Source organism: Methylobacterium bullatum (genome assembly GCF_014845095.1).
Classification (GTDB): Bacteria; Pseudomonadota; Alphaproteobacteria; order Rhizobiales; family Beijerinckiaceae; genus Methylobacterium; species Methylobacterium bullatum.
Genome location: NZ_NKUG01000070.1, coordinates 56,268 through 78,641 on the forward strand (window position 1 = coordinate 56,268; position 22,374 = coordinate 78,641).

The 22,374-nt window shown below is 66.0% G+C and carries 21 protein-coding genes; 14 read left to right on the forward strand and 7 right to left on the reverse strand.

Annotated features, from left to right (window positions below; all coding sequences use genetic code 11):
• Positions 1-44: 44 nt before the first annotated feature.
• Positions 45-875: a transglutaminase-like domain-containing protein gene (locus MBTS_RS10470; RefSeq protein ID WP_192215574.1), complete on the reverse strand. Its 831-nt coding sequence runs from the start codon at positions 873-875 to the stop codon at positions 45-47.
• A 220-nt stretch (positions 876-1,095) separates the two neighbouring features.
• Positions 1,096-1,596 (reverse strand): VOC family protein, encoded by a 501-nt coding sequence (locus MBTS_RS10475; RefSeq protein ID WP_192215575.1) that lies wholly within the window; start codon positions 1,594-1,596, stop codon positions 1,096-1,098.
• A gap of 77 nt (positions 1,597-1,673) precedes the next feature.
• Between MBTS_RS10475 and uvrB the strand changes: the two genes are divergently transcribed.
• The 3 genes from uvrB to MBTS_RS10490 all read left to right on the forward strand — a co-directional run bounded on the left by uvrB (position 1,674) and on the right by MBTS_RS10490 (position 5,547).
• Positions 1,674-4,361 (forward strand): excinuclease ABC subunit UvrB, encoded by a 2,688-nt coding sequence (gene uvrB, locus MBTS_RS10480; RefSeq protein ID WP_192215576.1) that lies wholly within the window; start codon positions 1,674-1,676, stop codon positions 4,359-4,361.
• A 107-nt stretch (positions 4,362-4,468) separates the two neighbouring features.
• A complete protein-coding gene (locus MBTS_RS10485) occupies positions 4,469-4,768 on the forward strand; it encodes a hypothetical protein (protein WP_056144236.1) in 300 nt (99 codons plus the stop codon).
• 38 nt (positions 4,769-4,806) lie between these two features.
• Positions 4,807-5,547 carry a YidB family protein gene (locus MBTS_RS10490; protein WP_192215577.1) on the forward strand — a complete coding sequence of 247 codons (741 nt, stop codon included), beginning with the start codon at positions 4,807-4,809 and terminating at the stop codon, positions 5,545-5,547.
• A gap of 7 nt (positions 5,548-5,554) precedes the next feature.
• On the opposite strand, the gene mutM is transcribed toward MBTS_RS10490, so the two are convergent.
• The gene (mutM, locus tag MBTS_RS10495; protein WP_147829017.1) at positions 5,555-6,475 is read right to left on the reverse strand and encodes a bifunctional DNA-formamidopyrimidine glycosylase/DNA-(apurinic or apyrimidinic site) lyase; all 921 of its coding nucleotides are present in this window, start codon (positions 6,473-6,475) and stop codon (positions 5,555-5,557) included.
• A gap of 144 nt (positions 6,476-6,619) precedes the next feature.
• On the opposite strand from mutM, the gene ubiE reads away from it, so the two are divergent.
• The 4 genes from ubiE (at position 6,620) to MBTS_RS10515 (ending at position 10,988) form a co-directional block, all read left to right on the forward strand.
• Positions 6,620-7,393: a bifunctional demethylmenaquinone methyltransferase/2-methoxy-6-polyprenyl-1,4-benzoquinol methylase UbiE gene (ubiE, locus tag MBTS_RS10500; protein ID WP_147829019.1), complete on the forward strand. Its 774-nt coding sequence runs from the start codon at positions 6,620-6,622 to the stop codon at positions 7,391-7,393.
• Positions 7,394-7,604: 211 nt separating this feature from the next.
• Positions 7,605-9,161 carry a 2-polyprenylphenol 6-hydroxylase gene (gene ubiB, locus MBTS_RS10505; RefSeq protein WP_192215578.1) on the forward strand — a complete coding sequence of 519 codons (1,557 nt, stop codon included), beginning with the start codon at positions 7,605-7,607 and terminating at the stop codon, positions 9,159-9,161.
• A gap of 100 nt (positions 9,162-9,261) precedes the next feature.
• Positions 9,262-10,533 carry a phosphopantothenoylcysteine decarboxylase domain-containing protein gene (locus MBTS_RS10510; protein WP_192215579.1) on the forward strand — a complete coding sequence of 424 codons (1,272 nt, stop codon included), beginning with the start codon at positions 9,262-9,264 and terminating at the stop codon, positions 10,531-10,533.
• Between the two features lie 245 nt (positions 10,534-10,778).
• A complete protein-coding gene (locus MBTS_RS10515; RefSeq protein ID WP_018042632.1) occupies positions 10,779-10,988 on the forward strand; it encodes a hypothetical protein in 210 nt (69 codons plus the stop codon).
• A gap of 24 nt (positions 10,989-11,012) precedes the next feature.
• Here the strand turns inward: MBTS_RS10515 and MBTS_RS10520 are convergent, their stop codons facing one another.
• Together MBTS_RS10520 and MBTS_RS10525 are read right to left on the reverse strand one after the other, a co-directional pair.
• Positions 11,013-11,420, reverse strand: coding sequence for a VOC family protein (locus MBTS_RS10520; protein WP_018042631.1), 408 nt, complete (start codon positions 11,418-11,420; stop codon positions 11,013-11,015).
• A gap of 53 nt (positions 11,421-11,473) precedes the next feature.
• Positions 11,474-12,106 carry a glutathione S-transferase family protein gene (locus MBTS_RS10525; protein ID WP_056144218.1) on the reverse strand — a complete coding sequence of 211 codons (633 nt, stop codon included), beginning with the start codon at positions 12,104-12,106 and terminating at the stop codon, positions 11,474-11,476.
• Between the two features lie 459 nt (positions 12,107-12,565).
• Here MBTS_RS10525 and rpsT point away from each other — a divergent pair, with 459 nt between their 5' ends.
• The 4 genes from rpsT (at position 12,566) to recF (ending at position 17,411) form a co-directional block, all read left to right on the forward strand.
• Complete coding sequence (gene rpsT / locus MBTS_RS10530) at positions 12,566-12,832, forward strand: 30S ribosomal protein S20 (protein ID WP_018042629.1); 267 nt, start codon at positions 12,566-12,568, stop codon at positions 12,830-12,832.
• Between the two features lie 564 nt (positions 12,833-13,396).
• Positions 13,397-14,908, forward strand: a complete 1,512-nt coding sequence (gene dnaA / locus MBTS_RS10535; RefSeq protein ID WP_056158902.1) for a chromosomal replication initiator protein DnaA — start codon at positions 13,397-13,399, stop codon at positions 14,906-14,908.
• A gap of 176 nt (positions 14,909-15,084) precedes the next feature.
• Positions 15,085-16,206 (forward strand): DNA polymerase III subunit beta, encoded by a 1,122-nt coding sequence (dnaN, locus tag MBTS_RS10540; RefSeq protein WP_018042627.1) that lies wholly within the window; start codon positions 15,085-15,087, stop codon positions 16,204-16,206.
• A gap of 41 nt (positions 16,207-16,247) precedes the next feature.
• On the forward strand, positions 16,248-17,411 hold the full coding sequence (recF, locus tag MBTS_RS10545) for a DNA replication/repair protein RecF (RefSeq protein ID WP_147829029.1): 1,164 nt from the start codon (positions 16,248-16,250) through the stop codon (positions 17,409-17,411).
• A 1-nt stretch (position 17,412) separates the two neighbouring features.
• Here recF and MBTS_RS10550 read toward each other — a convergent pair whose 3' ends face one another.
• Both MBTS_RS10550 and MBTS_RS10555 read right to left on the reverse strand, forming a co-directional pair.
• Positions 17,413-18,039 carry a disulfide bond formation protein B gene (locus tag MBTS_RS10550; RefSeq protein WP_018042625.1) on the reverse strand — a complete coding sequence of 209 codons (627 nt, stop codon included), beginning with the start codon at positions 18,037-18,039 and terminating at the stop codon, positions 17,413-17,415.
• Between the two features lie 10 nt (positions 18,040-18,049).
• Positions 18,050-18,205 carry a DUF5993 family protein gene (locus tag MBTS_RS10555; RefSeq protein WP_018042624.1) on the reverse strand — a complete coding sequence of 52 codons (156 nt, stop codon included), beginning with the start codon at positions 18,203-18,205 and terminating at the stop codon, positions 18,050-18,052.
• Positions 18,206-18,321: 116 nt separating this feature from the next.
• Here MBTS_RS10555 and MBTS_RS10560 point away from each other — a divergent pair, with 116 nt between their 5' ends.
• The 3 genes from MBTS_RS10560 (at position 18,322) to MBTS_RS10570 (ending at position 22,296) form a co-directional block, all read left to right on the forward strand.
• The gene (locus tag MBTS_RS10560) at positions 18,322-18,960 is read left to right on the forward strand and encodes a LysE family translocator (RefSeq protein ID WP_210322753.1); all 639 of its coding nucleotides are present in this window, start codon (positions 18,322-18,324) and stop codon (positions 18,958-18,960) included.
• A gap of 173 nt (positions 18,961-19,133) precedes the next feature.
• Positions 19,134-20,990 carry a DNA helicase RecQ gene (recQ, locus tag MBTS_RS10565; RefSeq protein WP_192215580.1) on the forward strand — a complete coding sequence of 619 codons (1,857 nt, stop codon included), beginning with the start codon at positions 19,134-19,136 and terminating at the stop codon, positions 20,988-20,990.
• Positions 20,991-21,234: 244 nt separating this feature from the next.
• Positions 21,235-22,296, forward strand: coding sequence for a hydrolase (locus MBTS_RS10570; protein WP_238253859.1), 1,062 nt, complete (start codon positions 21,235-21,237; stop codon positions 22,294-22,296).
• Positions 22,297-22,374 lie beyond the last annotated feature (78 nt).

Genomic DNA, 22,374 nt, shown 5'->3' on the forward strand with positions numbered 1-22,374 from the left:
ACCGGAACGCGGGAGGTCGGATGTCGATCCGGCGTGGGTCCGCTTCAGGCGACGGGGGTCAGCTCGCCGGTCTCGCTGATCTCGTCGGTATGCACGTCGAAGCTCGCGAGCAGGGCCGTGCTGAAGCTCGTGGAGATCGCCACGTCGGTGGCGTCGCGGCCGCGCGCGATGAGGATGCGGCCGATGCGGCGCTTGTTGTTGCGGGCGTCGAAGGTGAACCAGCGCCCGTCGAGATAAACTTCGAGCCAAGCCGAGAAGTCACCCGGTGGTACTAAGGGCACGCCGATATCCCCGAGATAGCCGGTGCAGTACCGCGCCGGGATGTTCATGCAGCGGCAGAAGGCCACGGCCAAATGGGTGAAGTCGCGGCAGACGCCGATCTTCTGGGTATAGGCCTCGTAGGCCGTACGGGTGGCGTCGGCCTGCTGGTAATCGAACTTGATGTGCCGATGCACGAAATCGTGGATCGCCTGGACCCGTGCCCAGCCCTCGGGTGTGGTCCCGAACAGACCCCAGGCGATGTTCGAGAGCTTGTCGGTCTCGCAGTAGCGGCTGCCGAGCAGGAACGGCATGACGTCGTCCGGCAGATCCTGCACCGGATGCTGTTTCGCCTCGGGTACGAGCTCGTCCAGCTCGCCGGAATCTTCGATCATGAAATCGGCCGACACCGTGATCCGGCCACCGGGGGCGAGGATGCGGGTGCAGACGTTGCCGAACGGATCGAGGTAGCTGTGGGCCTCCACCGGCGGCTCGATCGTCATCGTCTCCGGTGTCAGCAGGTCTCCTGCGCGCGAGGGATGGACGTTGAGCATCAAGGTGATCGGCGTCGGGCCGAACGTGTCGTAGCCGATCGTGTAGCCGGTCCGGATTTTCATAAGTTCGCTCGCATCAGGCAATGGGACAGGTGGGATCGCTACTCATTTCCACCCGCCGCCGGCGCGCTCCCGCGGCCTTCGGCCTTGCTCGAGCGAGGGGCGTCGAGGCGGCGACGGTCTGGTGCCGTCATGCTCGCCTCAGCCACCCTCACCGAGGGTGGCACCGTCTGAACAAGCAGGTAGCACACCGGAGGGTTGCCGCCTAACGGTTTGCCGCTCCTCATGAATGCTCTCCAGCCGCGCGGAGATCGGCGAGGTCGAGGCGGCGGGTGAACATGGTGAGGCCGCCCTCCGCGTCACGCGGCCAGTCCGCTTCCGGTCTGTCCCGGTAGAGTTCGACCCCGTTCATGTCGGGATCACGCAGGTAGAGCGCTTCGCTGACACCATGGTCGCTGGCGCCGTCGAGGGCGATGCCGGCTTCGTCGAGGCGGCGCAGGGCATCGGCGAGGGAGGCGCGTGTGGGGTAGAGTATGGCGAGGTGGAACAGGCCGGTCGTGCCGGGCGCCGGCTGGCTGCCGCCTTCGCTCTCCCACGTGTTGAGCCCGATATGGTGGTGGTAGTCCCCGGCAGCGATGAAGGCGGCCTGGGTGCCATAGTGAGCCTTCAGGGTGAAGCCGAGCACTCCGCAATAAAAGGCCAGCGCTCGGTCGAGGTTCGCGACCTTGAGATGGACATGGCCGATCCGCGCCTGCGGATGGATTGGGTTCGACGTCGTCGTCATGATGGGTCTCGCTCCTGATCGTCGCGAAGCGATGGGCCGCCCTTTCCCCTTTCGTTCCGCGGGGCCATATTCCACCCATGCCTCCTGCGAACAAACCCCGCGTCTCCTCGGCGAAGGCTTCGAAGCCCGAGCTGAAACCGCTCGACGAGCATCTGGCGGCCCTGCTGAGCCCGGCGCTCAACCGCAACCGGCTGCCCGCCGTGGAGAATCCCACGCCGCCGGCTCCGCCGAAGAAGCCCGGCAGGCCTCAGAAAGCCGCATCGCCCCCCGGCGGTTTCGGTGAAGCGCCGCAGGCCGGGTTCACCCTCGGCGACGCGGCCGAGGTCGACCCACGCCTTGCGCAGGCGTTGGGGATCACGTCGCCGGAAGACGGTCCGGCACCCGAGGCGCTGGCGAACGAGGATGAGGGTTCGCTGGCCAGCGACGGCGTGTCCGCCACGGTGGACGCCCTGTCGCGCCTCCTCACCGAAGGCAACCCGCTGTTCCGGGACGGCAAGACCTGGGCGCCGCATCGCCCGGAGCGGCCGAAGAAATCCGAGGGCGGCCTCGCCTTCACGTTGAAATCCGAGTTCGAGCCCGCGGGCGACCAGCCCCGCGCCATCGCCGAACTGGTGGAGGGGGTGAACAAGAACGAGCGCGATCAGGTGCTGCTCGGCGTCACCGGCTCGGGCAAGACCTTCACCATGGCCAAGATCATCGAGGCGACGCAGCGCCCCGCCCTCATCCTGGCGCCGAACAAGACGCTGGCGGCGCAGCTCTACGGCGAGTTCAAGAGCTTCTTCCCCGACAACGCGGTGGAGTATTTCGTCTCCTACTACGATTACTACCAGCCCGAGGCCTATGTGCCGCGCTCTGATACGTTCATCGAGAAGGAATCCTCGATCAACGAGCAGATCGACCGGATGCGCCACTCGGCCACCCGCGCTCTGCTGGAGCGCGACGACGTCATCATCGTCGCGTCGGTCTCGTGCATCTACGGTATCGGCTCGGTGGAGACCTACACCGCCATGTCGTTCACGGTGTCGCTGAACGAGCGGATCGAGCAGCGCCAGCTGGTCGCCGACCTCGTGGCGCTCCAATACAAGCGCATCCAATCCGATTTTGCCCGCGGCACCTTCCGGGTGCGTGGCGACGTGATCGAACTCTGGCCTGCCCACTTGGAGGATCGCGGCTGGCGCATCGGCCTGTTCGGCGACGAAATCGAGTCGATCACCGAATTTGATCCGCTCACCGGCAAGAAGATCAACGACCTGAAATTCGTGAAGGTCTACGCCAACTCGCACTACGTCACGCCGCGTCCGACGCTCCAGCAGGCGATCAAGGGCATCAAGACCGAACTGAAGCTTCGGGTCGACGAGTTGACCAAGATGGGCCGGCTCATCGAGGCGCAGCGGATCGAGCAGCGCTGCACCTTCGACATCGAGATGATCGAGGCGACGGGCGCCTGCAACGGCATTGAGAACTATTCGCGCTACCTCACCGGCCGCAAGCCCGGCGAGCCGCCGCCGACGCTGTTCGAATACCTGCCCGACAATGCCATCGTCTTCACCGACGAGAGCCATGTCACGGTTCCGCAGATCGGCGGCATGTACAAGGGCGACTTTCGCCGCAAGGCGACGCTGGCCGAATACGGCTTCCGCCTGCCCTCCTGCCTAGACAACCGCCCGCTCCGGTTCGAGGAATGGGACGCCATGCGGCCGCAATCGGTCCACGTCTCGGCGACCCCGGCGAAATGGGAGATGGAGCAGACCGGCGGTGTCTTCGCCGAACAGGTCATCCGCCCCACCGGCCTCGTCGATCCGGTGATCGAGATCCGCCCTGCCCGTTCGCAGGTGGACGATCTGTTGGGCGAAGTGCGCGAAGTGGCCCAGGCCGGCTACCGCACCCTAGTGACCACGCTCACAAAGCGCATGGCCGAGGACCTGACCGAGTATTTGCACGAGAACAGCGTCCGCGTGCGCTACATGCACTCGGACATCGACACGCTGGAACGGATCGAGATCATCCGCGACCTGCGGCTCGGGGCGTTCGACGTGCTCATCGGCATCAACCTGCTGCGCGAGGGCCTCGACATCCCGGAATGCGCCCTCGTGGCGATCCTCGACGCCGACAAGGAGGGCTTCCTGCGCTCCGAGACCTCGCTGATCCAGACCATCGGCCGCGCCGCACGCAATGCCGATGCGCGCTGCATCCTCTACGCGGACAACATCACCGGCTCGATGGAGCGGGCCATGGCGGAGACCGAGCGTCGCCGCCTGAAGCAGCTCGCCTATAACGAGGAGCACGGCATCACGCCGCAGAGTGTGAAGCGTGGCATCTCCGACATTCTCAGCAGTGTCTTCGAGGGCGACCACGTCAAGGTGGATACCGGGCTCGCCAAGGACGCAGTCACAATCGGCCACAACTTCAAGGCCGTCATCGCGGATCTCGAGAAGCGCATGCGCACGGCCGCCGCCGATCTTGACTTCGAGGAAGCGGCGCGCCTGCGCGACGAGCTCAAGCGCCTGCAGGCGACGGAACTCCTGCTCTCGGATGATCCGATGGCGCGCCAGGGTGACGTTGAGCGCGACGCGGGCAAGTACGGCGCGAAGCGGAGCCGCATCTCGAAGCCGAGCCTCGACAATATGGGTCCGGGCACCGACCGCGAATTACCCGTGGGAGGCGAAGCGCCGCTCTGGGCTGAGCGGCCGAAGCCGCGTTCGACGCAGGGGCTCGGCGGCCAGAAGCCGAAATACAAAGGCGGTGGCGGGCGCAAGCGCGACTGAAACACGCATCGTCGTCGGAACCCCCGGCCTAGGCTCGGGCTTGGAGAAGCATGTGACGGCGGCCCTTCACCTGTCGCCCCCATGCCTCGAACCGACGGAGCGATCCCATGCGCAAGGAACCTCTTATCCGGGCGAGCCTGCTCCTCGCTGCCGGAATCCTCCTGGTGCATACCGCGCCCGCTCAGGCGATCTCCGATCGTCGCGACCAACCGACGGCTGCCGACGTGCCGTCCGAAACCCGATCGGGCGAGACATCTGGTTCGAAGCCCATCGGCGATGTGAAGCCGCCGAGCGCCATCCGCCCCTCGACGGCTGTCACCGAGGATGACGGAAAGACCTCTCGGACCAACCCGCTCGATCATTTGCCCGCGCGCGACCGCGCCGGGACCGGCGGACGCCGGGAATAGAATTCGCCGTCAAGGCTCGCTGCTCAGGAGGAACGACCATGGGATTACTCGATCAGGTCATCGGCGGTGTGCTCGGCAACGTCCTCGGCGGCGGCCGGGGCAGCGATCACCAGCAAGGCGGCGGTTCCGGTGGCGGAGCGCTCGGAGGCTCCCTGTCGCCCATCGTGCAGGCTTTGCTGATGCTGCTCCTGCAAAAGGGCGGAGGCGGGCTGAGCGACATCCTCGGCGGCGGCCGGGGGGGGGCGCCGGATATGGAGCAAGGCCGGCGCGGGCCGCCCGAACCCTATGAGGGAGGCGACCAGGGCGGGTTCAACCAGGACCCGTACAATGAGGGCCGAGACCGTGGCGGCTACGGCGGAGGATCGCGCGGATCGTCGCCCGAAGGCGACTTCAGCGACCTGTCGGGGATGCTCGACGGACCTGGCGGCGACCAGGGCTCTCGCGATCAGGGGCATTCCTCCGGGGCGGGGTCTTACAGCCGCCTCGACCGGGAGCAGGGCGACGATCTCGGTGGGTTCGACGGGTTGATCGATAAATTGCAGCGCGGCGGTCTCGGCGACGCCATCGGTTCCTGGATCGGGCATGGACAGAACCAGCCCGTGGAGCCGAACCGGCTTGCCGACGCCCTCGGTTCGGACACAGTGAACACGTTGCAGAGCCGCACCGGGCTCTCCCGCGATGATCTGCTGTCGCAACTTGCACAAGCGCTTCCGGGCGTCATCGACGGGCTGACCCCGCAGGGGCGCAAGCCGGCTCCGGAGGAGCGTCGCGGCTGGTAATACCGACTCAGGCCCGGCTGACGGCAGGTTTGCCGGGCTTCGCAGGCTGACACGTCGCACAGTAGAAGGTCGAGCGGCCCGATTGCACGATCCGCGCGATGGTGCCGCCGCAGTCTTTCGTGCTGCAGGGCTCGCCGGTGCGGTCATAGACCCGGAACGCATGCTGGAACGAGCCCGACCCGCCATCGGTATGGGCATAGTCGCGCAGGGTGGACCCGCCGGCGGCGACCGCCTCGGTGAGCACGTCGCGGATCATCCGCGCGAGCAACCGCGCTTTCATCGTCGGCCGCCCGTCGTCTTTCGCCAGGATTCCCGCCGGCAATTCGGGATGCAGCCCGGCGCGGTGAAGCGCTTCGCAGACATAGATGTTGCCGAGACCAGCAATGAGCCGCTGATCGAGGAGAGCGGCCTTCAGCGGCGTGATCTTGTTGCGGAAGAGGAGCGCCAGGCTCTCCGGGCTCATGGCTTCGCTCAGCGGCTCGATCCCCATCGCGGCGAAATGCTTACAGCCGGCGAGGTCAAGGGTCGGCACGAGGTCCATGAAGCCGAAACGGCGCGCATCGTTGTAAGTGACAGTCGCGCCGTTCGACATCGCCATCACCACATGGTCGTGCTTGGCGTTGCCGAGCGCCCCTTCGAGATAGAAATCTCCCGGCGAGACGTTGCGACCGTCCGGCAGGGCCACGTCGAAGCGCCCGCTCATGCCGAGATGCAGGATCAGGGTCTCCCCGGTGTCGAGACCGGCGGTGAGGTATTTCGCCCGTCGCGCCAGATCGGTCACCGTCGCGCCTTCGAGCCGCTGTGCGAAGCGCTCGGGGAAGGGAAACCGCAGGTTCGGCCGGCGCAGGGTCACACGGGAGAACGTCGCGCCCACCATGGCGGGGGAAAGACCGCGACGGACGGTTTCGACTTCGGGCAGTTCGGGCATGGAGGGGGGCGAGGCTCTGGATTGGGGACGGCGCCTACAAGACAAGAGCGGCATCCGCCACCCGATCGTCATGCACCTGTCTAACCCGGCACATGGCGATCCGTGCCGGCTTTCGCTATGACGCTCGCGCAAGAGGATGGTGACATGAGTTCGGCCGAGCGTTCGAAGGACGAGACCAGCACGCATTTCGGGTTCGAGCAGGTTGCGCTCGACGAGAAGCAGGGGCGTGTCGACGACGTGTTCCGCTCCGTGGCGAAACGCTACGACCTGATGAACGACCTGATGTCGGGCGGGCTCCACCGCGCCTGGAAGTCGCATCTCATCTCGATGCTGCGGCCACCGCGCAACCGGCCTTTCCACCATCTCGACGTGGCCGGCGGCACTGCCGACATCGCCTTCCGCTGCTTGGAGGCGGGGGGCCCCGAAACCCATGTCACAGTGCTCGACATCAACGAGTCGATGCTGCGGGTCGGTGCGGAGCGGGCCGGCCACCGCTATGACGGCCGGATCGATTTCGTCACCGCGAATGCCGAGTCGCTCCCTCTGCCGAACGAAGCGTTCGACGCCTACACCATCGCCTTCGGCATCCGGAACGTTCCCCGGATCGACCTGGCCCTGGCCGAGGCACGCCGCGTCCTGAAGCCCGGCGGGCGCTTCCTCTGCCTGGAATTCTCAAAAGTCGATCTGCCCGTCCTCGACCGGATCTACGACGCCTACTCGTTCCACGTGATTCCTCGCTTGGGCGCGAGCGTGGCCGGCGATGCGGATTCCTACCGGTACCTCGTGGAATCCATCCGCAAATTCCCGACCCCTGGTCGATTTGCCGGCATGATCGAAGACGCCGGGTTCAAGCACGTTACCCACCGGCCCCTGTCCGGCGGAATCGTCGCGATCCATTCCGGCTGGAAGATCTCGTGACGTCAGATCGGATCGATCTGCCCGATCTGGTCCTACACAGCGGCCTCATCCTGAGGTGCCGCGATAGCGGCCTCGAAGGAGGCCTCCAGATCGCAGGGTGGCCTCTGGAAACCTCCTTCGAGGCCGCCGCTCCGCATCGTCACCTGAGGATGAGGTTCAGTGGTGGGACGAGTGCTGGTCCTGCCGTGATCACGCACGTCGAAAGCATCCCATGCTAGGCGCCATCGTCTATCTCATCCGCGGTGCCGGGGTCGGCTTCGTGCTGGCACGCGAAGGCGGGCTGTCGTTCATCGACCCCACCGAGCTACCGCCGCATCTTCGCTTCGCCCTTAAGCTCGGGCGGATGCTGGAGCGGCCGGGCCTCGGCGCCGGGGCGGGTCCGCTGCAACGTGCGCTGACCCGGCTCGGCCCTTCCTACGTCAAGTTCGGCCAATTCCTGGCGACGCGGCCCGACATCGTCGGCATGAATGCCGCCCTCGATCTCGAGAAGCTGCAGGACAGGGTTCCGCCGTTCCCACAGGAACAGGCGATCCGCGTGGTCGAGGCCGCCTTCGGCAAGCCGATCCGCGAACTGTTCCTGTCCTTCAGCGAGCCCGTGGCCGCCGCGTCCATCGCCCAGGTCCACAAGGCTCACATCCTCGACGCGAACGGCGTCGAGCGGGTGCTGGCGGTGAAGATCATGCGGCCGGGCGTGCGCGAGCGGTTCCAGCGCGATCTTCAGGTGATGCGGTTCATGGCTCGCGTGGTCCATGCCCTGTCGCCGAAGGCGGAGCGCCTGCGCCCGCGCGACGTGGTCGAGATCCTGGCCCGCTCCGTGATGATGGAGATGGATTTCCGGCTCGAAGCCGCGGCCATGTCCGAGCTCGCGCAGAACACCAAGGACGATGCCGATTTCCGCGTGCCGAAGCCCGAATGGGAGCTGACCGCGCGGGACGTGCTGTCGAGCGAGTGGATCGAGGGCATCCGGCTCAATGATCGCGCCGCCATCGTCGCTGCCGGCCACGACCCCAAGGCGCTCGGCCTCGCGGTCATCCAGTCCTTCCTGCGGCAGGCGATCCGCGACGGCTTCTTCCACGCCGACATGCATCCCGGAAACCTGTTCGTGGATGCGAGCGGTACGCTGGTGGCGGTCGATTTCGGCATCATGGGCCGGCTCGGGATGATGGAGCGGCGCTTCCTCGCCGAGATCCTGCTCGGCTTCATCCTGCGCGACTACAAGCGCGTGGCGCAGGTGCATTTCGAGGCGGGTTACGTGCCGGCCCACCATTCGGTGGAGGATTTCGCCCAGGCCATCCGCGCCATCGGCGAGCCGATCCACCAGCGACGGGCCGACGAGATCTCGATGGCCAAGGTGCTGACGCTGCTCTTCGACATCACTGCCCTGTTCGACATGAGCACGCGCACCGAATTGGTGATGCTGCAGAAGACCATGGTGGTGGTGGAAGGCGTCGCCCGTTCCCTGGACCCGCAGCTCGATATGTGGACCGGGGCGGAGCCGGTGGTCCGCTCGTGGATCGCGCGTAATCTCGGCCCCCTCGGGCGAATCGAGGGTGCGGGACGTGCAGTTCTGACCTTGTCCGACGTCGTCACCGACCTGCCCGATCTCGCCCAGCGCCTGCGCCGGATTCTCGTGCGTCTCGACGAGAGCGGAACCGGCGACCGCAAGGCGTTGGAGAGCATAGCCCGCAAGGAGCGTCGCCGGGCGCTGTGGTCCACGGCGGCGCTCTGGGCCATCGCGGTAGGCGCACTGGTGATGGCGTTCCGGTAAGGGCCGGGTGAACGGGATGGCGCGGACACCGCTGTTCGTGGCCGCACTGTCATATCCGTTCGCTGTGGACGATCACGACGCGCGGGAGTAGCCCTCCATCATGACCCTCCCCCTCCAGAACCGACGCATCCTGCTCGTGATCGGTGGCGGTATCGCCGCCTACAAGTCGTTGGACCTGATCCGCCGCCTCCGCGAGCGCGGGGCGCGGGTGCGTCCGCTGCTCACGGCGGGGGCACAGGAATTCGTCACCCCCCTCGCCGCTGCCGCCCTCGCCGGGGAGCGCGCCCATACCGACCTGTTCGACCGGGCGGAGGAAGCCGAGATCGGCCATATCAAGCTGGCGCGCGATGCGGATGCCATCGTGGTCGCGCCTGCCACCGCCAACCTGATGGCGCGGATGGCGAGCGGAGACGCCTCGGACCTCGCCTCCACGGTTCTCCTTGCGACGACCCTCCCGATCCTGATCGCTCCGGCGATGAATGTCCGCATGTGGCAGCATCCGGCGACGCGTCGGAACCTGGCGACGCTCAAGGGCGACGGTGTCCGAGTGGTCGGACCCAATGACGGCGCCATGGCCGAAGCGGAGTTCGGTCCGGGCCGCCTCGCGGAACCCCTGGAAATCGCCGATGCGGTCGAGGCCATGCTCGGTGAAATTTCGACGGCATCCTCGGCGGCGACCGGGGGATTCGGATTTCTCGCCGGTCGTTCGCCGCAGAAGCCTCTCGCGGGCCGGCGCGTCCTCGTGACGTCCGGCCCGACGCATGAACCGATCGACCCCGTACGATACCTCGCCAACCGCTCGTCGGGGCGACAGGGCCATGCCATCGCCGCCGCTGCCGCAGAAGCGGGCGCGGAGGTCACGCTGATCTCGGGTCCCGTGGCCATCGCCGACCCGAAGGGCGTTACAATCGTGCGTGTGGAGACCGCGCGGGAGATGCTTGCTGCGGTGGAGGCCGCCCTCCCCGCCGACCTCGCCGTCTTCGCCGCGGCGGTGGGGGACTGGCGCCCGGCTCAGGACAGTACGTCGAAGATCAAGAAGGACGGAGCGGCCGTGCCGCCCCTCTCCCTTGTGGAGAATCCGGACATTCTCGCCACCATCGCCAAGCGCAGTGAAGGGCGCCCGAAGCTGGTGGTCGGCTTTGCCGCCGAAACCGATTCGGTGATCGCCCACGCTCGGGCGAAGATCGCCCGCAAGGGCTGCGATCTGCTCGTCGCCAACGATGTCTCCGCCGAGGGCGGCGTCATGGGCGGCACCGCCAACACCATCCATCTGCTCGACCGGGACGGTGGGTTGGAGACATGGCCGACCCTCGACAAGGACGAGGTCGGGCGACGACTCGTGGAGCGCTTTGCCGCGCGGCTCGCACCGTGAGGCGGATCAATCTCGCAGATGCCACGTTAAGGCTTGACGAACACTTCGCACCGCATCATGTGGGCGCAACCGCCGTTGCCCGGCATATGCTCGGCTCGGTGGATCACAGGAACTTTCGAACCCAATGCCCAGCGACAGTAGTCGATGGACCGCGCCGAATTTGGCCGACCGCGTGTTGAGCGCCTGATCGCGTGATCGGGTTCACCCGCGATCGGCCTTGACGGCCGGTCGAACGAGGTGAGCCCATGACCTTCCAGACTCTTGCTTTCCGCCGTGCCCGCTCGCGCGTCGCTTCGCCCGCCCGCGACAACAGCGTGGCGTTGATCCTTCTCGTGATGATGTCGCTGGTCTTCGCGCCCGTCATCGGCATGCACCTCGTGGCGGCCTTCGCCCCCGCTTCGCTTCCCTCGACGCTGATGACGCGCTCGGCCGGCACGGCGCTTCCGCCGGGCTGAGCTTCGGCGGCCACGAAGCACGCCTTAGGATCGCGGCGGCATGGCTGCCGGATCCATATGCATCAGCTCCCAGACGTGGCCGTCCGGATCCTGGAACGAGCAGCCGTACATGAAGCCGTAATCCATGTTCGGCTTCCAAGGCTTGGCACCGGCCGCCAGCGCCTTGGCCAAGGTATCGTCGACCTCCTGACGTGATTCGCAGGAAAGGCAGGTCAGCACTTCGGTGGCCTTCGACGCATCGCAGATGTCGCCGGTGATGAAGTCACGAAAACGCGCTTCCGTCAGCAGCATCACGAAAATTCTGTCCGACACCACCATGCAGGCCGCATTCTCGTCGGTGAAGGCCGGATTGAACGTGAAGCCGAGGGCGCCAAAGAAGGTCTTTGAGGCTTCGAGATCCTTCACCGGCAGATTGACGAAGATCATCCGCATGTCTGTCGCTCCTTCTCATGATTCCGGTGGGCATGGTGGGCCGCGGACAGCGATCAGCCCGCTTCCTGCTGCTGGGCCGCCAGGGCGGATTCTTCGGCCGTGGTCTTGCGGAAGGAGGGGCGATCCTTGATCCGGGCGACGTAGGCGACGATCAAGGGTTCTTCCGGAACGAGTTTGAAGGCGGTCATCCAGCCGAGTGCGGCACCCCAAAGGATGTCGGCGGCGCTGAATCGCTCACCTAGAAGATATGGCCCCTTCGACAGGCCCGCGACGATGCTGTCGAGAACCGCGTCGAAGCTGCCATAGGGGGACATCGCCATCGGGCCCGGCTCTCTTTCGAGCGCGCGGTCAATCACCGCCGGCTCGAAGCACGACCCGTACAGAATCATCCAGCGAAGATAGGGACCGCGCAGCGGGTCCCCGATCGGCGGCGCGAGGCCCTTCTCGGCGAACTCATCGGCGAGATAGAGATAGATCGCGGCCTGCTCGGTGATGACCGCATCCCCGCGGCGGATGGCGGGGACCTTGCCCAGGGGATTGATCGCCAGATAGGGGGCCTCGCGATGCTCCCCCGCCCTCATATTGAGGACGTGCAGGCGGTAGGGCACCTGGAGCTCGTCCAGCAGGATGCGGACGCCAGACGAGCGCGTGTTGGGTGAATGATAGAGCGTGATGTCGGAGGTCATCGATTCCGTTTCGCGTGCGAATCGTGGAAGGCCACTTTCTCCGAAGCCTTGTCCCGGTCAAACATCGTCTCATCGTTAGGCGAAAAAAGACGGTCGCCGGATGATCGTGTCGGGAACGAGAGGGTTGTGTCGGGGCGCCCCCTTCAATTGTCGAAGCGGCGGATAACCTCTTCGTATTCCAATGCAATACTTGCCGTGATGGTGCTGCGTTGTCCGATCGGCGTCATTCTGTGCAGAATGTCGATGGCTCGGCCGAGGGTTCGGCAGCATCGGCGGCGCGGACATTCGCGCCTGTCGCGTTGACGGAATGCCGGGGCGTGTCTATAGAGCGCGCTTCGCCGACAGGCCGCACTCAAGCAGCCCGTCGGCTTCGCCATTGCCCGAACAACCTTCGCGCGTAGACCGACACACCAAGCCCGCGGGCTCGTCGGCATCGCCCTACATGAACGAGGATGCCCCATGGCCAACACCGTGTCGGCCAAGAAAATGACCCGCAAGATCGCGAAGCGGACCGCTGTGAACCGCTCGCGCCGCAGCCGTATGCGTACCTTCCTCCGCAAGGTCGAAGAGGCGATTTCCGGTGGCGACCAGTCCGTTGCGCTGACCGCCCTGCGGGCAGCCGAGCCCGAGATCATGCGGGCCGCTCAGCACGGCATCGTTCATAAGAACAACGCCTCCCGGAAGGTTTCGCGCCTCGCGGCGCGGGTCAAGGCTCTCGCAGCCTGATCCTTTCCTTCCTCGGATGACGCGAAAGAAGCCCGGCCTCAGTGCCGGGCTTCTTTCGTTTCAGGCTCGGTTTTCCGCCCCGTTCCCGATACTTTTTCCGCACGAGCCCGCCGGATGTTTCGTGGCGGGTGCCGGTCATCTCTCGATGGTCCGGCCGGCTGGTCATCGCTTCAATTTGAGTCGAACCGTTAACCCTACTTGCGAATCTGCCGTGTTGCGGAGTCTAGGAGGGCTGTGTAGATTAATGATCTCTCGCCAGAAGCGGGAAAATTCACACTTAATTCAAACCTATCCGAATCGTCCGCAAGGTTTCGGGCGGCTCTGGACTCGGTGCGGATCAGCGAGACTCTCACGGCACCTCACACAGCTTTCCCCGCAACCCCCGTTGTTAGGAGAACCGTAGCTTATTGTTGATAGGCTCCTCTCATCGGCAAAAGCCTGCGGTGGAGATGTTGACTCCGCCGGATCTCTATGGGTTCCGCAAATTCCTTGCGGGGCGTGAAGTCAGTCCAGTGTGCGTACGTTCCGAGCGGCGGCTTCGCCCTCGGCGCGAGGAGAGCGATGATGCATGTCGACGGTAGCGTGGCGGGTAACGCCGAGACCGGCATGGGTGGCGCAGGGGGATCGGACACGGTTGCTGCCTGGGCGCGCGTGAAGCGGCGCCTGCGGGCGGAATTGGGCGAAGACGTCTTCGCCAGCTGGTTCGCGCGTCTCGAATTGGTGGAGGTGGTCTCCGGGACCGCCCGCCTTAGCGTGCCGACCCGATTCCTTAAGAGCTGGATCGAATCCCATTATCTCGACCGTGTCCTGGCCACGTTCCGCAGCGAGGTAGAGAGCGTCTCGCTTATCGAGGTGGGCGTGCGCGGGGCAGGTGCTCCCCCACGCGTCGTTTCGGGTGCGGTCAAGTCCTCGGCACCCGCGAGTCCCCTCGCCCGTCTCCAGGCCGCCAGCAACGCGCAGCCCTCATCCGGCGAGATGAGCTTCCCAGCCGAGGCGGAATCCTCCTCTCAGGCGCGCGGCGAAGCCTCCAGTGACCTCAACGGCGCGCCCCTCGACAATCGCCTCACCTTCGCGAGCTTCGTCGTCGGCCGATCCAATGCCCTGGCACACGCCGCAGCCGAGCGCGTGGCCCGTCATGATGGGCAGGGCGCCCTCTACAATCCGCTCTATTTCCATGCCGGCGTGGGCCTGGGTAAGACCCACCTTCTCCACGGCATCGGCCATGCTGCGCGCGAATCCGGCCGCCGTGTGATCTACCTGACCGCCGACCGCTTCATGTACGGCTTCGTCAACGCCCTGAAGACCCAGAGCGCGCTCGCCTTCAAGGAGAAGCTGCGCGCCATCGATCTCCTCATCCTCGATGACGTCCAGTTCATCCAGGGCAAGTCAATCCAGGCCGAGTTCGGGCACACGATCAACTCGCTCATCGATGCGGGCCGTCAGGTCGTCGTCGCCTCGGACCGCCCGCCCACCGAACTCGAAGCCCTGGAAGAACGGGTCCGTTCCCGTCTGGCCGGCGGCCTCGTGGTCGAGATCGGCACGCTGGACGAACAACTGCGCATGTCGATCCTGTCGGCGCGACTCGCTGCCGTGCGGGTGGCGCATCCGAATTTCGAAGTGTCGCCCACCGTCGCCACCTATGTCGCCCGCGCGATCACCGCCAATGGCCGCGATCTCGAAGGCGCCGTGAACCGGCTTCTCGCCCATGCCACGCTCACCGGCACCGCCGTGACCATGGAGACGGCAGAAACCGCGATCCGCGACCTCGTGAAGAACCGGGAGCCCAAGCGCATCAAGATCGAGGACATCCAGAAGCTGGTTGCCTCGCGCTACAACGTCTCGCGTTCCGATATCCTGTCGGAGCGGCGGACCGCCGCCGTGGTCAAGCCGCGCCAGATCGCGATGTATCTGTCGAAGGTGCTGACTCTACGGTCGCTGCCCGAGATCGGCCGCCGCTTCGGAGGCCGCGACCACACCACAGTGCTCCACGCGGTCCGCAAGATCGATAAGCTGATCGGCGAGGACAATGTGCTGAACGACGAGGTCGAGCTCCTCAAGCGGATGCTGCAGGACTGATTGGCGGGATCGGAGCAATGCGGGAGACGTCCCTCCCGCATTGCCCTGGATAGAGCGTTCCGCGCTCTTGCGTTCGGACAGGGCCTTCGCCAAGTTCACCGGCCAAGCCGCCGGCTCCATCCGTCACCGTTTTCGGGGTGGGCGACGTTTTTTTAGAATGACCACGAGTTGTTGCGATGAAAGTCACTGTCGAGCGCGCGGCTCTCCTTCGATCGCTCGGCCACGTGCACCGTGTGGTGGAGCGGCGCAACACGATTCCGATCCTCTCCAACGTGCTCCTGCGCAGCGGGCCTGATGGACTGGAGCTGAAGGCGACCGACCTCGACATCGAGGTGACGGAATCCGTGCCCGCCGACATCGTCGATCCGGGTGCCACCACGGTGCCCGCGCATGTGATCTACGACATCGTGCGCAAGCTTCCCGATGGAGCGCAGGTCTCGCTGGAGACGAGCGGCGAGACTGGGCAGATGACGATCCGTTCCGGGCGCTCGCGCTTCTCCCTCGGTGCCCTGCCCGAGGGTGACTTTCCGGATCTCGCCGCCGGCGAACTCGGCACCAGCTTCGCCATTGGTGCCAGCGACCTCAAGCGCCTCATCGAGAAGACACAGTTCGCCATCTCCACAGAGGAGACGCGTTACTACCTCAACGGCATCTACCTCCACACGATCGAGGTCGACGGCGCGCTGAAGATGCGTGCGGTCGCCACCGATGGCCATCGCCTCGCCCGCGTCGAGATCGATGCTCCCGAGGGCAGCCGTGGCATGCCGGGCATCATCGTGCCGCGTAAGGCCGTGGCGGAGATTCAGAAGCTGGTCGAGGATGGCGGCGAAACCGTCGAGATCGACCTCTCGCCGGCCAAGATCCGCTTCCGCTTCGCCAGCGGCGTGACGCTGATCTCCAAGCTCATCGATGGCACCTTCCCCGACTACCAGCGGGTGATCCCGTCGGGGAACGACAAGTTCCTCACTGTGCAGCGCGACCAGTTCGCCCGTGCCGTCGACCGTGTCTCGACGATCTCGTCCGAGCGCGGCCGCGCGGTGAAGCTCGCCGTGCAGGAGGGCCGCCTCGCCCTCTCCGTCAACAACCCGGATTCCGGTAGTGCCACGGAAGAGCTCGACGTCGATTACGAGGCCTCCGCCCTCGATATCGGCTTCAATGCCCGCTACCTCCTCGATATCACCAGCCAGCTCGAGGGCGACACCGCTCTGTTCAAGCTCGCCGATCCCGGCTCGCCGACCCTGATCCAGGACCGCGAGGGCGCTTCGGCGCTGTATGTGCTGATGCCGATGCGGGTGTGATCGAGGTCGTTTCGCCGATTACCCAAGAAAGTTCGGGCATCGTGGATCCATCCACCGACGAACCGTCCGTCGTCGGTCTGCGTCTCACCCGTGTCATCTGCCGCGACTTCCGCAACCATGCCGATCTCGACCTCGCTGTCGGGAGCCGTTTCGTCGCGCTTGTCGGCGAGAACGGGGCGGGGAAGACCAACCTGCTCGAATCGATTTCGCTCTTCTGCCCCGGCCGTGGCCTGCGGCGGGCGGACCTGTCGAGCATGGCGCGGAATGCCGGCTCCGGCGGGTTCGCGGTCTCCCTCGCGCTCAAACAGGGAGAGGACGAGCATCGTATCGGCACGGGCTTCGAGCCCGCCGTGGGCGACGGCCGGGCTACGCGTCTGTGTCGGATCGACGGCGAAACGGTAGGCTCCCCCGTAGCCTTCTCCGAGTTCCTGAGGGTGGTCTGGCTGACGCCGGATCTCGACGGTTTGTTTCGCGGGCCCGCCGGCGACCGCCGTCGCTTCCTCGACCGCCTGGTCCTTGCCGTCGACGCGACGCACGGCGCCAGGGTGAACGCGCTGGAGCGGGCACTCCGATCGCGCAACCGCCTGCTCGAAGAGCGACCCAGCGACGGGCAATGGCTCGATGCGGTCGAGCGCGAAGTCGCCGAACTCGGCGTCGCTGTGGCGTTGGCGCGGCGCGAGACCGCCGAGCGGCTGGATCGCCTCATCGCCGAGACCCGCGATGACGCGCAGCCCTTTCCATGGGCGGGGCTCAGGCTGGAAGGCGACCTCGACGATCTCGTGGCCGTCTGGCCGGCCCTGGAGGCGGAGGACCGGTTCCGCGCCGCCCTCCGCCAGGGCCGCCACCGCGACCGTGCCGCCGGCCGCACCCTGGTCGGCCCGCAGGCCACCGATCTCGTAGTCCGCCATGGACCGAAGGACGTAGCCGCCGCAACCGCCTCGACGGGTGAGCAGAAGGCGCTGCTCATCGGCCTTGTGCTGGCCCATGCGCGCTTGGTTCAGGCCATGTGCGGCATCGCTCCCATCATCCTGCTCGATGAGGTCGCGGCGCATCTTGATCCGCGACGGCGGGCCGGCCTGTTCGATGCCTTGGCCGCCCTGCAGGGGCAGGTTTGGATGACCGGCGCCGATCCGGCGCTGTTCGTCGAATTGGACGGCCGGGCCGACATGGTTTCGGTCTCCGACGGACGTATCGTGCGCGCCTGAATCACCGCGCGATGAGCCGATCGAACATCTCGTAGTTCACCGGATTGTCCGGACACAGGCCGAACCCGCATTCGGCAAAGGTCGAGCCGGCATTGGCCAGCGCCACGACGAGAAACAGCAGGACCACGGAAAGACCGAGCGCCCCGGCCCGGGTGCCGGGAAGAACCGTCGGCGCCGTTCCGGTGGGCTGCCCAAGGACCGAGACCGTCTCCGGGCGGGACACGGCGGCCTCAGGGGTGAACTGCCGATCCCACAGGCACAGGATGGCGACGGCGACGATCACGCCGGTGAAAGCGATGAGCGCCCAGACATAGAAATGGAGGCCGAACAGGGCCGAGCCGTAGGTCCCGGTTCCGGGGATGATGTGCAAAGCCGTCTGACGGGCGGAGACCGCACCCCCCACCACGGCGCTCAGGATGACGATGGCATAATGCGACGGTCTCGGCCGGTCACAGATATTGAGGACCAGCCCCAGGCCGACCGCCGTGAAAGCGGCGCGCTGAAGGACGCAGAGCGGGCACGGCAATTCTCCGAGGACGATCTGAAACCAGAACGCCACGAGCAAAATGAGGCTGCAGCCAAGGAGTCCCGCTGCGTTGAGCGCGCGGGCGAGGGACGATGCGGACATTCCGTGGCCTTCAGAAGACGAGCGGCAGGGCGTCGGTGGCGTGCTCGCGGAACAACGCCAGCAACACGCCCAGGGACAGGCCCCAGAGGAGCAAGGCCAGGCCGCGTCTCCCGGCGATAGCCGCCCCCGTGGCGCCAGCGAAACCGAGGAAGGGAAGGACCATCATGGGATAAACTCGCCGGTCTTTCATCGGCCCGCGATGACGACCCGCTGACCCTTGCCCATCTGAGCAGACATCTCCTTTCGGGTGACTTAAGATGTGAAGTCTTTGTATGCCCTGTATTGCAACTGTCGATCGGAGCAGGCGTCATTCCCATCGCGCAACTTGTCGTCTTTGCCGCCATCTATGCCGCCGCCGTAGCCTCCCCCGGACCCGGCGTCGCGGCTCTGGTGGCGCGTGTCCTCGCCGAGGGCACCCGCGGCATCGGTGCCTTCGTCGCGGGCTTCATTGTCGGCGACCTGATATGGTTCGCCGTCGCGGCGGGTGGATTCGCCCTGGTGGCGCAGACCTTCGCGCCGCTCCTCGTCGCACTGAAATATGCCGGCGCGGTCTATCTCGCTGTCCTGGCGTTCAAAGCCTGGACATCCCGGGTCGGCGTGATCGACGCGGAGCCTCTTCGTGACGAGGGTGCATTGCGCCTGTTCGCGGGCGGCCTCGCCGTCACCCTGGGCAACCCGAAGGTGATCCTATTCTTCCTGGCCCTGCTGCCGACGGTCGTTGACCTCGACCGGATCGATGTTCCGGGGCTGGCGGAACTTGGCGCCACCATCGTTCTCGTCCTCGGCACCATCCTCTACGGTTATGTCCTGGCGGCCGAACGAGCCCGGCGCGTCATGACCTCCGCCAGGGCACGACGACTGCTCAACCGGGGAGCCGGGACGGTCATGGCCGGCGCTGCCGTCGCGATCGCGTCCCGCTGATACGTTCTCGAGATCGAGGTGAGGTGGTGGTCCCGACGATTGACCTCGGGGTCCAGGGCGGTCAAAGCCACCTTCCTGGCAAATGACGGCCTCGACGGCGGCATTGCCGTGCCAAGGATGGCCGGCGCGACGTCCGCCTGCCGCCTTTCCCTGACCGCGATGACGGGCCCTGCATGACCGACCGCCTCGACGAAGCTCGACGCGCCCTCAAGACCACCTTCGGCTACGACGATTTCCGGCCCGGACAGGACGAGGTGATCGGTGCCGTCCTGGATGGGACGGATGTGTTCGCGGTGATGCCGACGGGCTCGGGCAAGTCGATGACCTATCAGCTGCCGGCGCTGGTCGAATCCTCGCTCACGGTGGTCGTGTCGCCGCTGATCGCCCTCATGCACGATCAGGTCCAGCAGATGATCGGTTTCGGCGTCGAGGCGGCGACCCTGAACTCATCGGTGGCGGAAGCGACGTCCCGGGAGACCTGGCGCAAGATCCGCAGCGGCGATCTGCGGCTCCTCTTCGTCTCGCCTGAGCGGCTGATGATGGAAGGGCTGATAGATGCCCTGCGCGGGGCTGGCGTCCGGCGGCTGGCCGTGGACGAGGCTCATTGCGTCTCGCAATGGGGGCATGATTTCCGCCCGGAATACCGCGATCTCTCCAAGGCGCGCGAAGCGTTGGGGAATGTCCAGACCGTGGCGCTCACCGCTACCGCCGATAAGGCGACGCGGGCCGACATCACCGAGCGGTTGTTCCCGGCTGGTCGCGACCTGAAGGCCTTCGTCCATTCCTTCGACCGGCCGAACATCCGGCTGACTTTCATGCCGAAGGACAACCCGACCCGCCAGATCGAGCGCTTCTTGCGCCACCGACGCTCCGAGAGCGGCATCATTTACTGCTCGTCGAGGAAGCGCACGGAGCAACTCGCGGAGGTGCTCGCCAAGGATGGGTTCAACGCCCTCCCCTACCATGCCGGCCTCGACCAGGGCACGCGCATGAAGAACCAGGACACGTTCCTTCAGGAGGACGGGGTGGTGATGACCGCCACCGTCGCCTTCGGCATGGGCATCAACAAGCCGGACGTGCGCTTCGTCTGCCACGCCGACATGCCCTCCAATGTCGAGGGCTACTATCAGGAGATCGGCCGCGCCGGCCGCGACGGCCTGCCCGCCGACACGCTCACGATTTACGGCCTCGACGACATGTCGCTCCGCCGCCGGCAGATCGACGAGAAGGACGTGCCCGATGAGCGCCGTCGCGTCGAGCGGCGCAAGTTGGAGGCGATGATCGCTCTTTGCGAGGGGGCGACCTGCCGGCGCCAATCGCTCCTCGGCTATTTCGGCGAGGCGAGCGAGCCCTGCGGCCGCTGTGATCTGTGCCGCAGCGGCATCTCGCTCATTGATGCCACCGTGCCGGCGCAGAAGCTGCTCTCGGCCATCGTGCGAACGGGGCAGCGATTCGGCGCGGCTTATGTCTGCGACGTGGTCCACGGCAAGGAGACCGACACGATTCGGCGCAACGGGCACACGGCGCTGAAGACCTTCGGCGTCGGTGCCGACAAGCCGCTACCGGCATGGCGGGCGATGCTGCGCCAGCTCTTCGCGGCCGGTGCCGTGGCGGAGAACGACGACGGGTTCGGCGGGCTCTCCCTGACTGAAAAGGGCGAGGCCATCCTGTTCGGTCGCGAAGCGATCCAGATGCGGCCGGACCCGGAGCCGAAGGTGGCCGAGCCTCGCGACCGCAAGCGCAGCGGCGCGGCGCGCGAAGATGCGACCCTCGATCTCGATCCAGCGACGGAAGCTCTGTTCCAGCACCTGCGTGGCCTGCGCGCCACCATCGCCCGCACGGAGGGCATCGCCGCCTTCATGGTGTTCCCAGACCGGACGCTGATTGAGATGGCGCGGGCGAAGCCGGTGGATCTCTATGCCCTAAGGACGGTCCACGGCGTCGGCGAGCGCAAGCGCGATGCCTACGGGGAGCGGTTCGTCACAGCAATCGCGGAGCATCTCGCTCATGGGGCCGGGGGCAACGCCTGATGCGAATTCGCACTCGTACGAGGTCGACTTGATCGTGTAGGGACCGGTTCCGGCGCTTCGCTTGCAGGCGCCGCCCACCTTCTCCTCCTGCTGCACGGATAAACATCCCATCGCTTCGGAATCACCCGCCACAGATCTCCTTCCGCGCCAGATTTTTTACATGCCGGGTTTCGATCCGCGTGAGCCCGAAACCTATTGGGGCTTATTTCGGCGCGAGAGCCGACTGACGGCAGTGAGGCGCCGCATGGCCATCGCCGTGAGCGACCCGGTGCGGTCGGAAGATGGCTTGCGCCTCGATTGGACGGTGAACGTGGACGGGGCCCCCACGCGCTATACCCTGCTGCGCTGGGACGACATCGTCCGCGCCCGCTTTCCGCGATCGAACTGGCGACGCCTTGTGGAGGTCCCCGCCCTATGGTGGCGCCTCTACCGCAGCGGATACGTTCGCAGGTTTCGGCGGGAAGCCAAGCGCTTTGCCCGCGTGATCATCGGCGTCCACCAGATCTATGCCGGCCTGATCGTCGCATCGGTGATCCTGGCGGCGTTGCCGTCTCTGCTCGGACCGTCAGGCTGGCGACCTTGGTTGATCGCGGCGATCCCGGTCCTCTCCTACGCCCTCCTCGCCGGCCTGATGGGCTTGACCCGGTCCAAACCGTTCTATGTCGCCCACCTCGTGGACGATGCCGCATTCACCCACGACCACGCCAGCGGTGCCGAGACGCGCATGCGCCGGCGTCTCGACGCCTTCGCCGATGAGATACGCACCGCTGAAGGCAGAGCAAGCGAGATCGTCGTCATCGGACATTCCTCATCGAGCTTTCTCGGCGTCGAGGCTCTCGACAGGGTCCTCACGCAGGATCCCGGCTTCGGGCAGCGTGGCACGCCGGTTTCCTTCGTCAGTATCGGCAGCGTGATCCCTTGGATCACCCTCGATGCACCGGCTGGCGAGATGCGCGCGGCCCTCGCGCGGGTGGCGGCATGCCGCGCCATCCGTTGGCTTGACGTGCGTGCGAAGTGGGACTGGCTTTCGGTCCACCAACGCGACGTCCTCAGCGCCTCCGACATGCCCTCCCCGCCTGCACATCGGCCGGTGGAGATCCATGTCCGCATCACCGACCTGATCGAGAAGAACATTATCGCCCGGCGCAAGTGGAATCTGTTCCGCATGCATTTCCAGTTGCTGATGTCGAGCCTGAACCCACAGGCATTCGATTACGTCGCCTTCGTCGCTGGTCCCGAGCCTATCCACAGCGCCATCGATCGCCTGCGTCTTCCAGGTGAGCCCGCCTCCGAGAAGGTCGTCTGACGCAGCGTTTCCGCCAGTCCGCATGGCCGGACGCCGCTTTGATGAGTTGCCAGCACGGGCGCTTACCCTCTAGAGCCG